The following is a 13339-nucleotide window of genomic DNA, read 5'->3' as shown; positions in this document are numbered from 1 at the left end:
GTCAACCGGTTGACATAACTTTTATTTTGATAGAAGAAGACACCTTCCTTACCGTATAAATAACTGAGGCAATACTAAATTGAATGAAAGATATTAAGCATTAACGACGCAAGAATAACAGTTATTACACCTAGCGAAATGTTATTTAAGCTATCGACTCGAGCCTTATTTAAACGGTATGACCTACATTTTCTTGTTTAGAACCATTTCGAAATTTAATCATATCCTCAATCTTTTTTGGAAATAAAAAACGCAATTCCTACATGAGGAATTGCGTCCGATTGTTGAAGATTATTGTTGTATAACTAGGCTATTATGATGTTGCAGAATCGTTTCTCTTTAGTGAATAAAGAAATCTCATTAGCCTTCTCTCGGATTTAACCGAGTTTTTTATCAATAATCATGTATTTCTAATAGAATCTCGCACGACAATCGACTTCAAATAATGATAAACACCGTCATCATCACACGTAAATTCCGTCACATCGTCGACGATTTCTTTAATTTGGTCCGATGCATTTTTCATGGCTACAGCATAATCGGCAAACTGGAACATCGGTAAGTCGTTGTTACTATCGCCTATGGCAAGCGTCTCTACACCTGACAAATCAAAATGCTGGAGCATTTCTTTAATGCCAGTCGCTTTGTTTACATTGGCTACCATTACTTCGACGTTATGCGCTGAAGAGATTGACGTTGTAAAATCAATGTCCTGCTTGATATTTTCTAGCTCATCTTTCCATTGATTGATATGTTCTTTCGTACGAGCGAAGAAATAGAATTTGGAAAACTTATTTCCTTCAATTTGAGCTTTCCAGTTGATCGCTTCTTTGATCGCTTCTTGACGCGAAAGCCATTCATTCAGCCCGACGCCTTCTGGCTGAGGATCTTTAATTTCCTCTTCCATATAGTGACGATCTTGTTCTAAAGCAATGCGATCTCCTCCGTATGGAAAGAGCTCATAATAAATTTTCTGCTCACGCGCTTTTTCAATAATCTTTTCAACTAAGTCAAGCTCGAGTGAATGTTCAAATATGGCCTTACCTTCAACATACCCTGCCATCCCATTTGAAGAGATAATGCCATCCACTTGAAACCCTTCAGGGACAAGCTCATTAATCTCATCCGAAGCTCTGCCTGTTGCGATAAAGACGTATATGCCATTCTCTCGTAACTCATCAATCACTTGCTTCGTATATTCACTCACCTTGTTATAGTGATTCAAGATCGTACCATCCATATCTAAGAAAATAGCTTTTGGGTTCGTTAGCATTGTGACTCTCCTTCTTTCGTTATAAATCTTCTATTTTTAAATTTAAACGGCGTATTCTTTTACACCTGATCTCTCACTTCACTCTTAACGACAATATTTTCCTCTCTAACGGTTTATAAAGTTTCTGGATCTATGAATCTATTCGTAACTCATAGTGATTGTACCATTGTATTTCCCATTTAATCATTATCAGCAAATAACATGTTACTCCTCTTTAATTACCTTGTTCAAGTTATTAATACCAATTAGTTTAAATTGGCATCAATAACCTACTTCGTTCTTTCATTATAAAAGGAGCTTATCTTGTTACAGATAAGCTCCTCGATTGTTTAGTTATTATACAAAAGGAGAACTTACAGAATACACTGACCATATGAATATCCCCCAAAAAGTAAGAGAAGTAACGCGATCATTCAACAATAGACTTTTTTTAGAAAGGACATATACTTTAAACAACGTGTATAAAGAAAAAAGTATAAAGGAAATGCTGATCCACACTGAATCTACACTTTCATAGAAGTTACTAAAAACAAGCTCAGTTAAGAGAAAGCCCACAATTAAAAAGCTAATGATTTCAATAAGTGTAATGAAATATTCTTTCCAGAGAGCCAAGTAATTCACTTCCTTTCGAATATGTACATAACAGTTACGATACTCCTAGGATAAAAACCTGCATCAACTTTCATTGAATATTATTAAAATCCTTCCATTCTCCATTTTCTAACACTTTCAAAATATTTCCTTTGCCAGATATGAATTCGATTGTTTTATTTTCATCTTTGTACCTTGTTATTGGTAGTTCAATTTTTATAGACTTTATTTCTGGTTGATTTATTAAGAAGTAATAAGTGTTATCCAATTCATCTACACCGTGTCTTGACTCTTTACCCACTAGTGAGTATTTTGTAGAAGACTCTAATTTTTGGGTTGATTTCCTCTGTTGATGTTCTAGATCGAATAGCTCATCCGCAGTCAAAACTTTGATTTCTGTGGTAACTTCCTTGTTACGATCAAAAGAGTATTTTTCGAGGTGAGCTATTATTGTCGGCCAATTAGCTAGGATGACAATTCCTAACACGACAATAACAGAGGATAATGTAAGAACCGTTTTTTTCATATCTTGTCACTTCTCCCCTCTCATTTTCGTCTCTTTAACAATAGTGCCTCTCTACTTAATACCAATTATTTCAAATTAATACGAGCAACTCAATCTTTATTTTTTGTATAAATGATATGAATGGGTATTAGGCAGGATTTTCAAACTATGAAAAACCACTACCGACCGCTGTTCGTTTTACCTAACCTTATTCCATTAGCAACAACACCAATTAGCCCAGTAATAATAAATACATAAGCTATAAACAGAGGTGTGGTGGATAACGATTCCGTCATTAATCTAAACAATCCAACAGCCAAAACAAGAAAACTACCTATCAATGCAACAAATGTTCTATTAAACAATGTTATTCCTCCTAAATAAATTGTTTTCTCATTCACAAAGTTAAACTATTTAGCAACCGCTCAGAGATTGTTGAACAGATAATTATTGTCATAAATTATCCTGGTCTTCCTTCTCATCCTTTTCATAAAACAAATAAAAAATAGACATCCCTGATAAAATCAATAAAGATAATGTCACGATAAGATTTTTTACTAAAAACGCAATATAAACTACGCTAATTAACATCATGATTGACGCTAATATTTTTGCAAGCACCTTACTCCCCCTTTTTCTAAGTAATCTCTTCCCTATATCTCCAATACCAATTATTTCAAATTGTTATGAACAACTCAGTCCTTTAATTCACATTAAAAGGAGCCTATCTTATGACAGATAAGCTCCTCGTCTCTTTAATGAAATATGGAATCGGCTATGCTTGAAAGGTTAATCTACAGCTTTTTCTTCTTTTTGAAAGATGACATTAAATGAACCTAGCTCACTTGATTTTGAAACCTTATCAATAATTGCGTTTACTTCCTGTTCCGTCTTTTTCCCTTTATATTCACTATTTGAAATGACAAATATAAGATCTTTTTTCTTTGTGTCGTATATTGAATAATGTATTTTTCCCTCTGCTTGGTAACCTTGATTCTCTAACTCATTTACAACCTTACTAGTAAAATTAGTTTCCGTTATTTTCTTTGTAATATCCATTAGTTCAAGATCCGTTGGTGGAGTGCTCCTGGCACCCAACGGCTTATCATTATTGTTCTCTATAGCAAAGAAATAGAAAACGGAAAAAACACTCCCCAGTAGAAGCAGAACTATCATTGCTTTTTTCATTTTAAATCCCACCTTCGCAAAGAAGTTGTCTTAGGGATATCGTATGTCCTCTTAATCGAACTATTCATAACGAGCAAACTGGGCATATGATTTCAGTTCTTTTTTACATATTACACCATCTCACCCCTGTTAATTTCAACATTCCGTTTTCGTTAAACCCCACTTCTACAAACAAAGAGGGAAGAATCGATGTACAATTCCTCCCTCTGTTCTAGTACATATTCATTATTCGTGATAGATAACAGGACCCCTTATGATTACTGCGCGACTTAAATCCGATCCATTAAATATCTCCCATACTCGATCGGCGTTCTGAAGACCGCTTCCCACTTATCGTGAAGGAGCTCTCCATCCTCAAACAATCCGCTCACATAGTCTGAGATAAAGTTACATTCAATAAAATAAGGCTTACCCGCTTTTGTGATGCCGATATCGAATCCAAGATCGGCTAGCTTCGGAAAATGGTGATCGAGTACGCGGGCGGTTTGAAGTCCTAGCTGTTCAATGCTTTGTAGGAGCGCTTCGTACGAAATTCCTGGATGGGAATGAGGCGCAACAGCTTCAAACGTGTACGTCGTTCCCCCTTGTGCTCCATTCGTTAGAAAGTCTCCCCCATTCGCCACCTTGCACATCACGCCTGACACCTTCCAATTCCCGTTTCGATTCTTTTGAACCGCGACGCGCAAATCAAACGGATGGCCTTTAAAATCAGCTAGCGGAATCATCTCCTGAATCATGTACGTATGCGTACGGAGTCGGTTAACGAGCACCGCAGGCAGCGTCTTTTTGAAATCAACTTGTTTGAGCTCGCCTACTTTTGTTTTATAAAAGAGGCGCCATCCTTTCTTAACCCGCTCGACTTTCATCGCGCCAATGCCGAATTCGCCATAGCTTTTCTTGAGAATGAATTGCTTGTAGCGTGCAGCCATTTTATTTAAGTTGTTAATCGTAAATAACTCCGTCTCAGGCAAGTGGTCTCGAAGATTGTCATGCTTGATCAGGACTTCGTGAACTTTATGCTTCTCCACATCATAATTCGGCACATTGTAAACGACGCGCCCTTCCTTCATTAAAGATTTGATATGAGAACGGTAAGCTGGCAAGTAATCGAGCACGCGTGTATAAATGACTTTCGGCGCTGGAACTTCTTTCACGACAAACGTTTCCTGTTCATACACATAGGCTTTCACCGTCGCGACGCCTGGCTTTAGATCAAAGAATCGAAAATAACAAGGGATTATGCCAAGTTCTCTTGCTGACTTCTCCCAAATCATAAACATGCTGCGCGTGCCACCTCGTAGTTCAGGCATTGCCTCATACGTTGATTTTGGAAGGATAATACCTAAATAGTGATCGCTCACAACGATCTGCCCCCTTCGCTTTAATCTATTGTGAATAGGGTCCGTATTGTGCCTGGTCGAGTGCATTTCATCTGATAAGATAGGCGCTTCTCGGCCCTATTTCATGGTCAGTGGACAGGCACCTACACCGGGCTTATCCCTTTTTCATAGAATAGTATTGAATTGAGAAAGAAATGAGGAGAATATATGACAACTCCAGTATCTGGCTATATTACGGATAACCGAAACTTAGTAGGACGAAAAGGAAATCCGAACCTTTTTTATGATATAAAGGATAACGTTGCATTTAAGAAAGATCCTGAAAACCTTATCTATCTCTTATCCTCAGCGCAAATGCCAGCGATGATCGGCGGCTCACTTGCCGAATTAAGAATGTCGAAAGGATCTGTACGCGAGCCGCACTGGCATACAAACTCATGGGAATTGGTATACCTCGCTTCTGGATCCGCAACCGTCGGCATCCTCAACCCGAACAATGATCAATTATTAACGTATCAGCTACGAAAAGCTGGTGAAACGGTCTTTATTCCAATGGGCTATTGGCACTGGATTAAGGCAGATTCGGACGAGACCTTGCTGTTATTATTCTTTAACAACGACCGCTTCCAAACGCAAGATGGCTCTAGCATGCTGACGAAAACCCCTCTGAAGGTTTATGAAGAAGCGTATCGCATAGACCCGAAAACAATGGAAAAAGCGCTAGATCCAATTGAAGGGAAAAGTCCTGTCGTTATCGGACCGCCACCCCCTTTATCACGCAAACGTCGCAGGCGAATATAAACGAGACAGACCTTTGTAATAGGTTCCCTTAACGAAACCTTAGGTAGGATTACCTAAGGTTATTTTTGATGCTATTACTTTGGGAGGATATGGGTGGAATGAAGTTTTAAATTCGTTCGAATATGGAAGAGAGCAACCAAAGGAATTTGGTTTCATCCTTACTGGAAAACAATTATCCTTTATTATGTAACGATAAAAAGACTTAAGAGGTGACGACTTATGGCAAACATTCTAATGCTTAATATCCCAGGTGAAGGACATGTTAACCCAAGCTTAGGCATGGCAAAAGCTTTTGGAGATCGGGGAGACAGCGTCTATTATATTTCAACTGAAAAATTCAAAGACCGCCTAGAAGGCGTAGGAGCCAATGTGATTCTTCATGAGGATCGATTAGATGGTTTACACATCAATCATGGTAGTTCAGAAGGAATCAATAACTTTCTACATTTCTTTATACGCTCATCTTTAGATATCCTCTCGCTTACAAAAGAGTTAGCGAAAGAAGTAGCGATTGATTTTGTTTATTACGATGCCTTTGGTCCTGGTGAATTAGTAAAAGAGTATTTACAAGTACCAGGCTTCTCTTCTTCATCATCCTTTTTAATCCCAGATGATTATAAGAAAAACCTCCCCCTTCACCCAGACGCGTCGGTGTCATTTGAACTCGATGAAAAAGGGAAAGCTTTATTAGCTAAGATGAAGCAAGCGTTTGGCGTCGCTCCTAAAACCATGTTGCAATTTATGCAAAATCAAGGCGAGCAAACGATGGTTTATTCAAGCGAGTATTTCCAACCTCATTTAAGTGAATTTGGTGAAGGGTATCATTTTATTGGTCCTAGCTTCCCGGAACGAAAAGACGCGACTGACTTCCCACTTGACCAGCTTGAAAACGAGCAGGTTCTTTTTATTTCTATGGGCACAGTGCTCGATCATGTTGAGAGTTTCTTTAATATGTGCATCGACGCCTTTACAGATTTTCCAGGGAAAGTTGTCATTTCAGCAGGATCAAGTGCTGATTTCACTAAAATAAAAGAAGCTCCCGATCACTTCATTATTCGAAAATATGTTCCTCAGCTAGATGTGTTGCAGCATACGAACGTGTTCCTTACCCACGGAGGAATGAACAGCACTAATGAAGCGATTTACTTTGAAGTTCCGATGGTGGTGCTCCCTCATGATAAGGACCAGCCTTTGGTCGCTGCACGCCTCGCAGAACTACAAGCCGGATATCCTATTTTCCCACCGAACGTAACAATCGAATCGCTACAGCATGCAGTGAATCAAGTCATTCATAACGCGAACTATCAGCTAGGCATCCGAAAGATCAAAGAGAGCTTTCAAGCCTGTGGCGGACCTAATGAAGCATTAGAAATCATCGATCGCCACCTTGCGTCGAGATAACAGGATCATAAAGCCTCCCCGTTACGAAGTTGATTCACTTATGAAATAACCGTATACTTTTGATGGATACTAGTAGACTATTACTTAATGAAGACGGGGAGGACGAATCGTGATCGATTTGCGCAGTGATACGGTAACGAAACCAAATGAACAAATGAGAAAAGCGATGTACGAAGCTGAAGTAGGCGATGATGTGTATGGAGAAGATCCTACGGTTAACAGGCTCGAACAAATCGCTGCAGAAACGCTAGGAAAAGAAGCGGCTTTATTTGTCACGAGCGGCACGCAAGGAAATCAAATTGCTGGCTTAGTCCACTGTCAGCCTGGTCAAGAAGTGATCATGGAATCTCAGGCGCACTTATTCCTATATGAAGCGGCAGCACTGTCCGCCTTTGCTGGTGTACAAATTAAGACGATCGATGGGAACCGCGGTGCGATGAATCCAGGCGATGTTGAAGCAGCTATCCGAGGCGAAGATATTCATCAGCCGGAAACAGGATTAATCTGCATCGAAAACACCCACAACAAAGCAGGCGGCGCAATTGTTCCTCTTGAGAATATGGAACAAATCTATCAACTATCAAGGAAACATCAGATCCCTGTTCACTTAGATGGGGCACGATTATTCAATGCTTCTGTAGCAGCTCAAATTCCCGTAAAAGAATTCGCGAAGTATACGGATTCTGTTCAGTTTTGCTTATCAAAAGGACTCGGCGCACCAGTTGGTTCCATGATTGCCGGTACTTCTGAGTTTATCGAGAAAGCTCGAAAATGGCGTAAGCGCCTTGGCGGTGGTTTAAGACAAGCAGGTGTTCTCGCTGCACCGGGCATTATTGCTCTCGAAGAAAACGTGAAGCATCTTGAGATGGATCACGAGAACGCGAAGTATCTTGCTGATGGTCTTCAGAATATTGAAGGGGTTAACCTTGTCAATCAAGTGGATACAAACATACTCTTAATTGATATTACGAATACGAAGAAAACGACAGAAGACTTTATCCACCGTTTAAAAGAACAAGGCGTTTTAGCGGGTGCGTTTGGTCTGAACGTGATTCGATTTGTAACGAATAATGGGATTACGAAGAAAGACATTGATGCTGCATTAACGGCTGTCCGAAAAGTTGTAAGTTAAATTCCAATTTATTCATTTCACATGTTTATAGATTGAAAAAAGACCCACAAAATCATCATTCATTTTGTGGGTCTTTTATGTTGATAAATCAATTTTTCACATGTAATGCGATGAAAAGTTTAACCGAAATAAGATACATAGGTAAGAGATAGAATCTGAAACTATCCCTACTTAAAATAACCCTTACGAATGAACCTTCGCAAGATATTATTAGCTACTTATGGATATTTATTTCCTTCCTTGCTATAAATTTCATAAACAAAATATCCAACTAAATAACCTAGTGCCGCACCTAAATTAACGGAAGATAGTAATGAGAACGAGAAATACATACCAACCACTACACCAATACCAGCCCCCAAAAGCATTCCGATTGGGATGAGACTATCTAATAAAAGTTGAGCAGCTTTTGAATTTTTCTTCCCCAGATTGCCTTTATTAGATTTATACTTTAGGCTTTCAATCACAAAGACAACTACTATGCCCATTAAGACAAGAGGTGCTATTGTCTCAGCTATCCACATAATCAAATCTCCTCCCCCAAGATCATACCTGCCACTCAATATCTACTTATGGATCTTTTATAACAAAAATGCTCCACCTCTTTTAATCGAATAGGAAATTCCCAACCAATCCAATCAATAGCATGATAATCAAACTCCCAAACAGAAAATATCCGATTACCTTAATAGGTAAGGGCAGTTTTCCACCTCTTGATTTTGGATAACCTTCAATGTTTTGTTTATGAGCTATAGCATCATTGAATGGTTTATTTTCGTTTTCGTTGTTCATAGAGAATCTCCCTCCTCCTCTTGATAGAAGTTAATCAACTTTCGTAACCCCCCTCGTCTCTATTACTCTCGTTTCCCACTGATTCGCTTACTATACATCCAATAACATACAAAATAGCTACCCACCAAAAGAAGTAAATAGAATAACTCTGGATGATTAAATGGAGCGTTTTCTAGAGGTCCTGTTCTTAAGTCGAAAAAGCTTAAGACCACATTTATCACAAAGACGGTTAGTAAGAAAATCCAACTTCCTACAATCGCTTTTTGTTTAATGAATCGAGAGCGTTCATCATTGGTTTTTGAACCACTTCCATACTCTTTATCTCCAGTAAACCAGCCAATAATTAAAAATAGAATAAAGCTAACAAATATAGAAATAGCCCATTCGTTTAACATTTTTACCACCTCTTCTATTTAAAATAGACTCTTATAACTAATCTCTTCAATAAGCCGTCTCCTAAAAAAAATGAGATAGAATTATGCTTTGTTCGCTTAACAATCATGAACAAAACTAATCTATCTCAAATTTACATATTACACATTTATAGCGGCTAGCTTTTGCTTTCCTAAAATAACAGTTTGTATTTAATTTGAGTATGTTGGCTGACTTTCTTTATACTCTCCAAATTGGTAGCGATTAAGTAGTCGATCAAGCTCCTGGCTAGCCATTAATGTCTGTTTATGTGTAAAGCCATGAGCTAACACCTTTAAAGATAAAAGAGATTTTTTTTCATCGATCAGATCAAGAAGATCTGCACGATTATAGCATTTGATTGGCGATTTAAACGCTTCCCTTCCTAAATTAATGTTGGAGAACCAGAAGTACATATAAACAGCGTGCTATATATGGATTCTAAGGAATGGGCCAAATAATAGTGCTCAAAATATAAAATATAAAGATTTTCATTCCTACAAGTTCATTAATCAACATGTATATAACGCTATTAAATTAGTACGATAATATAGTAATTCATGTAATAGTTTACTATATTTTGCAAAAAGAAAATATAAAAAAAGAAATATTGCGAAAGAAATATTTGTGCTAACTCCAATAGCTAACTTACCATACTTTATAACGATTATGGCATCATGGCTTCAATTGTCTTCAAATTTTAACCTGTTGGGGATAGAGAATTGTCTTAATCTTATTTTCATATCCAACATAGTGTGGGCACATTATGCCTTCTAAAACGAAACACTGATTAACATAAATCCGCTACTCAGATTACTGACTATTCATTTTGTTGATAATCTCTATGATTTCTTCATTATCTCCTGTATCCACGTTTACAAGCTTTGTATTGGTAATGATATCTTCCATTTCCTTCTGAATTTCTTCTTTATCTATATCTTCAGGAGGAGGAAAGCCACCATACCAGCGCAAAGGAACGTTATATACATTAATCGTGCCATCTCCGTTACCACTATACGTAACGATGCCATCTACGATACGGGAACCACGTAATTGAACAACATCTTCTGGATAAGTGAGACTGTTCTCATCATCAGGATCAAGAGGGGAACCAGCGGATATAAGTTGAACATTTAATTCATCTACTTCTTGATTCGGTCCTAGCTGTGACCAGACACGAGCGTATTCAATTTCCTTGGAGGAGTAATCATCTAACGCATGATTTTCTTCATTTTCATCTGCGAAATTTGACTCACCGCTTTTTGGTTCTTCAGAAGAGGTTTCTTTATCATCTTCCTGAGAAGTGTCTTCTGACGTTGATGAAGATGCATCTTCGTTTACTTGATTACCCTCTTCCACTTCAGTCGCTTCTTCCGTTGATAAAGAAGCGTCATTCTCAGCAGCATTTGCATTTAATTTGGCATTCGTATTATCTGAACACCCTGCAAGTAATAGAATAAACAATAATAAGGACATATGACAATAAAAAAGCTTTACCTGTTTCTTCATTCGATCATTCCTTTTATTTATTATCTTGTCTAACGATTAGTAATAAAAAATGAAATCATCTCATTCGATCAACATCACGATCATCTAAGTGCCTGTACCAAATGCCTCTGCAAATTTTCTCCCCATAAAAATTCCCTAAATTTACAATTAATTTCCACACTATCATCCATTATTTCAGATTATTCTCATTAACTCAAGTATCAATTTCATTTAAATCAAACCTTTTTGTAGCGCTTATTTAATCAACAAAAGAAGACTATTGGTATCAAGGTATAAGAAAAGAAACATATTTAAGGCATTTACTTAGTATGCTTTCACTCCTTCAATGAAAGCTTCCTATTCTATCCTTTTCCTTCCCTAACTGTATTTCCAGTTTTTCATATAAACGATCATAGTGAAGTCCAGTTACATCAGCGAAACTTTCTTTAAAATCACCTGAATCATTCGTTGCATCGATAATTTCTTCAATCACTTCTTCCCCTTGCTCATCTATAAGAAATTTGATCGTGAAATAACTTTGATCGTAGACGTTCGTCTCTTTTTGCTCTCTAGCAGCTGCCCATTGTTCATGACTTCTAAGCTGATCATAAGTCAAAAGCTTAAAGTCACTTACTTCTATAGTAGTTTGATCATTTGATATATACTCAGCAATTCCTTCCTGAAACCATAGAGGATATTTATCCAATCCCAAAGGCGTACCAGCCACTTTTTGATCTAACGTATATTGCGTATATTCGTGTAATATCCTTTTCTGAAAAAAATAAAGTGGTGTTTCCTTACCATCCAATATTCCTTTCTTATCATCGATCCTAACAGCGATGAATAACCCATATTGATCATAAAAACCAGATACATGATTTAAATCAGAAATACTTTCGAAATCCTTTTTATTATGAAAGAAGAGAACATCTACGTCTCTTCCATCAATATCGCCCAATATGTCTGCATTTCTATCCTTAGCCCACTGCAACGTATCCATAATTAAAGGAAATAGCTCAACATCTTGATCATCAACATAGATAGACATGTTTTCATAGCTTTTCATTTCTTTTGAATGCTTTGCTTTTCTCTCTAGCTTCCCATCAAAGTTCAAACTAAGGCCAAATTTAACTGCTTGAAAATAAGTAATAGGTTCACCTGAATTTTCTTCAATCACATTATGTAATAAGATGACCCCAGCTAATAAAAGCAGTAGAAGGAGAGAAAGTAGGCTTGAAAAAATAATGATAACGATTTTAATAGTTTTATTCATATGAACCCCTTTGTTCTTTCTCATTTCTTCTTACAGCTTATCTACGAAAAGTTGATATTGAGACATATTCTATCGTTACATCATTCGACTCACCTATGTACTACCTGAAGAAAACCCAAACCAATACTAATAAAATCGCTACTATTACCCAGATCAAAGCTTGTTGATTTTTCACGTTTTTCCCTCCTTCCATCCCACTTTGTCAAAAGCTAAGACTACTTAGCTTGTAATCAGAACAGCTGACAAATGCCGACGCACAGAAAGATATAACGGCATTCCCTTTTCTCCCAACCTTCATCTCATTTCTTTTTTGATTTAAATTTTTCTAATCTTTAGAACTAATTATTTCAAAATAGGTAGAATAACTCAACGTTCCATTCAATAAATAAGAAGCTTATCTTATGATTGATAAGCTTCTTAACAGTTATTTTTAGTAACCACACATCACAAAGTAACTTCTATATTACTCCTACCACTTAAGCATCTTCATTTAACGAATAAATGCAAGATCTCTTTTCTCAAGTGCATCCGTCAGCCATCGAGGGTGCATGGTTAATAAGTTCTGAGGTAAACGTGACTGTCCAAAAAATTGAACATCAAGTGATTCGGCAGAGTTGCATCGAAGTTCTCCACCTGTCACTTCAGCAAGGAAGCATGTTGTAATAAAATGAACGACTTTCCCATTTGGATAATGAAAAACCTGTGAAGTAGGATCAGAGTAAACACCGATGATCCTGGTAATCGTTATATCCAAATTTGTTTCTTCTTTCACTTCTCTGATGGCTGCTTCGGAGACTGTCTCCCCTATTTCGATATGACCAGATGGAATCCCCCATTGCCCCACATCGGTTCTTTTTTGTAATAAAACCTCGTTTTCTTCATTTAGAATAATCACAGCAACACCAGCTTTTAGTTCATCGATTGTCGACATAAACAATACCTCCTTTAAATAATAAAAAAGGCCCGACGAGAAAGATTTCAGCGCAGTACAAATACGCTGAACCTTTCCCCTCGGACCTTTTATGTCAATAGGTGCCTTTTACTTATGTAAAAGATGTAGCCCTCGGTCACTAGCCTACCTCGATAGCGGAACCCTAGCTACAATTTTCCAGTTCATATTTACTTTACAACACATAACGATAAA

Annotated in this window: 15 protein-coding genes; 3 read left to right on the top strand and 12 right to left on the bottom strand. The window is 37.4% G+C overall.

Going from position 1 to position 13339, the window contains the following annotated elements:
• Nucleotides 1-400: 400 nt before the first annotated feature.
• From AC0VYJ_RS06475 to AC0VYJ_RS06455, 5 genes are all read right to left on the bottom strand, one after another.
• A complete protein-coding gene (locus AC0VYJ_RS06475) occupies nt 401-1273 on the bottom strand; it encodes an HAD family hydrolase (protein ID WP_475366893.1) in 873 nt (290 codons plus the stop codon).
• Nucleotides 1274-1955: 682 nt separating this feature from the next.
• Complete coding sequence (locus AC0VYJ_RS06470) at nt 1956-2390, bottom strand: hypothetical protein (RefSeq protein ID WP_475366892.1); 435 nt, start codon at nt 2388-2390, stop codon at nt 1956-1958.
• Between the two features lie 158 nt (nt 2391-2548).
• Nucleotides 2549-2734: a hypothetical protein gene (locus AC0VYJ_RS06465; RefSeq protein WP_475366891.1), complete on the bottom strand. Its 186-nt coding sequence runs from the start codon at nt 2732-2734 to the stop codon at nt 2549-2551.
• A 424-nt stretch (nt 2735-3158) separates the two neighbouring features.
• On the bottom strand, nt 3159-3557 hold the full coding sequence (locus AC0VYJ_RS06460; protein WP_475366890.1) for a hypothetical protein: 399 nt from the start codon (nt 3555-3557) through the stop codon (nt 3159-3161).
• A 269-nt stretch (nt 3558-3826) separates the two neighbouring features.
• Nucleotides 3827-4918, bottom strand: a complete 1092-nt coding sequence (locus AC0VYJ_RS06455; RefSeq protein WP_475366889.1) for a YheC/YheD family endospore coat-associated protein — start codon at nt 4916-4918, stop codon at nt 3827-3829.
• A gap of 186 nt (nt 4919-5104) precedes the next feature.
• Between AC0VYJ_RS06455 and AC0VYJ_RS06450 the strand changes: the two genes are divergently transcribed.
• From AC0VYJ_RS06450 to ltaE, 3 genes are all read left to right on the top strand, one after another.
• Nucleotides 5105-5698 carry a cupin domain-containing protein gene (locus tag AC0VYJ_RS06450; protein WP_475366888.1) on the top strand — a complete coding sequence of 198 codons (594 nt, stop codon included), beginning with the start codon at nt 5105-5107 and terminating at the stop codon, nt 5696-5698.
• A gap of 219 nt (nt 5699-5917) precedes the next feature.
• A complete protein-coding gene (locus tag AC0VYJ_RS06445) occupies nt 5918-7099 on the top strand; it encodes a macrolide family glycosyltransferase (RefSeq protein ID WP_475366887.1) in 1182 nt (393 codons plus the stop codon).
• Nucleotides 7100-7208: 109 nt separating this feature from the next.
• On the top strand, nt 7209-8231 hold the full coding sequence (gene ltaE, locus AC0VYJ_RS06440; RefSeq protein WP_475366886.1) for a low-specificity L-threonine aldolase: 1023 nt from the start codon (nt 7209-7211) through the stop codon (nt 8229-8231).
• A 218-nt stretch (nt 8232-8449) separates the two neighbouring features.
• On the opposite strand, the gene AC0VYJ_RS06435 is transcribed toward ltaE, so the two are convergent.
• From AC0VYJ_RS06435 to AC0VYJ_RS06405, 7 genes are all read right to left on the bottom strand, one after another.
• A complete protein-coding gene (locus AC0VYJ_RS06435) occupies nt 8450-8755 on the bottom strand; it encodes a hypothetical protein (protein WP_475367469.1) in 306 nt (101 codons plus the stop codon).
• An 82-nt stretch (nt 8756-8837) separates the two neighbouring features.
• On the bottom strand, nt 8838-9023 hold the full coding sequence (locus AC0VYJ_RS06430) for a hypothetical protein (protein WP_430245096.1): 186 nt from the start codon (nt 9021-9023) through the stop codon (nt 8838-8840).
• Nucleotides 9024-9085: 62 nt separating this feature from the next.
• Complete coding sequence (locus AC0VYJ_RS06425) at nt 9086-9418, bottom strand: hypothetical protein (RefSeq protein WP_430245098.1); 333 nt, start codon at nt 9416-9418, stop codon at nt 9086-9088.
• 189 nt (nt 9419-9607) lie between these two features.
• Entirely contained in the window at nt 9608-9850 is a 243-nt protein-coding gene (locus tag AC0VYJ_RS06420) for an aspartyl-phosphate phosphatase Spo0E family protein (protein WP_194220715.1), read from the bottom strand.
• Between the two features lie 397 nt (nt 9851-10247).
• Entirely contained in the window at nt 10248-10943 is a 696-nt protein-coding gene (locus tag AC0VYJ_RS06415; protein WP_475366885.1) for a hypothetical protein, read from the bottom strand.
• A 322-nt stretch (nt 10944-11265) separates the two neighbouring features.
• Complete coding sequence (locus tag AC0VYJ_RS06410; RefSeq protein ID WP_475366884.1) at nt 11266-12195, bottom strand: collagenase; 930 nt, start codon at nt 12193-12195, stop codon at nt 11266-11268.
• 490 nt (nt 12196-12685) lie between these two features.
• Nucleotides 12686-13126, bottom strand: coding sequence for an NUDIX domain-containing protein (locus AC0VYJ_RS06405; protein ID WP_430245104.1), 441 nt, complete (start codon nt 13124-13126; stop codon nt 12686-12688).
• Between the last annotated feature and the right edge of the window lie 213 nt (nt 13127-13339).

The organism is Anaerobacillus sp. 63XJN7_5_ISO-PGPR-S23-430 (assembly GCF_056173695.1).
This window is presented reverse-complemented; position numbering and strand designations above follow the sequence as displayed.

Coding starts and splice junctions, on each gene's coding strand:
- AC0VYJ_RS06415 (WP_475366885.1), bottom strand. CDS start 10,943: ATGAAGAAACAGGTAAAGCTTTTTTATTGTCATATGTCCTTATTATTG.
- AC0VYJ_RS06475 (WP_475366893.1), bottom strand. CDS start 1,273: ATGCTAACGAACCCAAAAGCTATTTTCTTAGATATGGATGGTACGATC.
- AC0VYJ_RS06430 (WP_430245096.1), bottom strand. CDS start 9,023: ATGAACAACGAAAACGAAAATAAACCATTCAATGATGCTATAGCTCAT.
- AC0VYJ_RS06410 (WP_475366884.1), bottom strand. CDS start 12,195: ATGAATAAAACTATTAAAATCGTTATCATTATTTTTTCAAGCCTACTT.
- AC0VYJ_RS06405 (WP_430245104.1), bottom strand. CDS start 13,126: ATGTCGACAATCGATGAACTAAAAGCTGGTGTTGCTGTGATTATTCTA.
- AC0VYJ_RS06470 (WP_475366892.1), bottom strand. CDS start 2,390: ATGAAAAAAACGGTTCTTACATTATCCTCTGTTATTGTCGTGTTAGGA.
- AC0VYJ_RS06460 (WP_475366890.1), bottom strand. CDS start 3,557: ATGAAAAAAGCAATGATAGTTCTGCTTCTACTGGGGAGTGTTTTTTCC.
- AC0VYJ_RS06425 (WP_430245098.1), bottom strand. CDS start 9,418: ATGTTAAACGAATGGGCTATTTCTATATTTGTTAGCTTTATTCTATTT.
- AC0VYJ_RS06445 (WP_475366887.1), top strand. CDS start 5,918: ATGGCAAACATTCTAATGCTTAATATCCCAGGTGAAGGACATGTTAAC.
- AC0VYJ_RS06435 (WP_475367469.1), bottom strand. CDS start 8,755: ATGTGGATAGCTGAGACAATAGCACCTCTTGTCTTAATGGGCATAGTA.
- AC0VYJ_RS06450 (WP_475366888.1), top strand. CDS start 5,105: ATGACAACTCCAGTATCTGGCTATATTACGGATAACCGAAACTTAGTA.
- AC0VYJ_RS06420 (WP_194220715.1), bottom strand. CDS start 9,850: ATGTACTTCTGGTTCTCCAACATTAATTTAGGAAGGGAAGCGTTTAAA.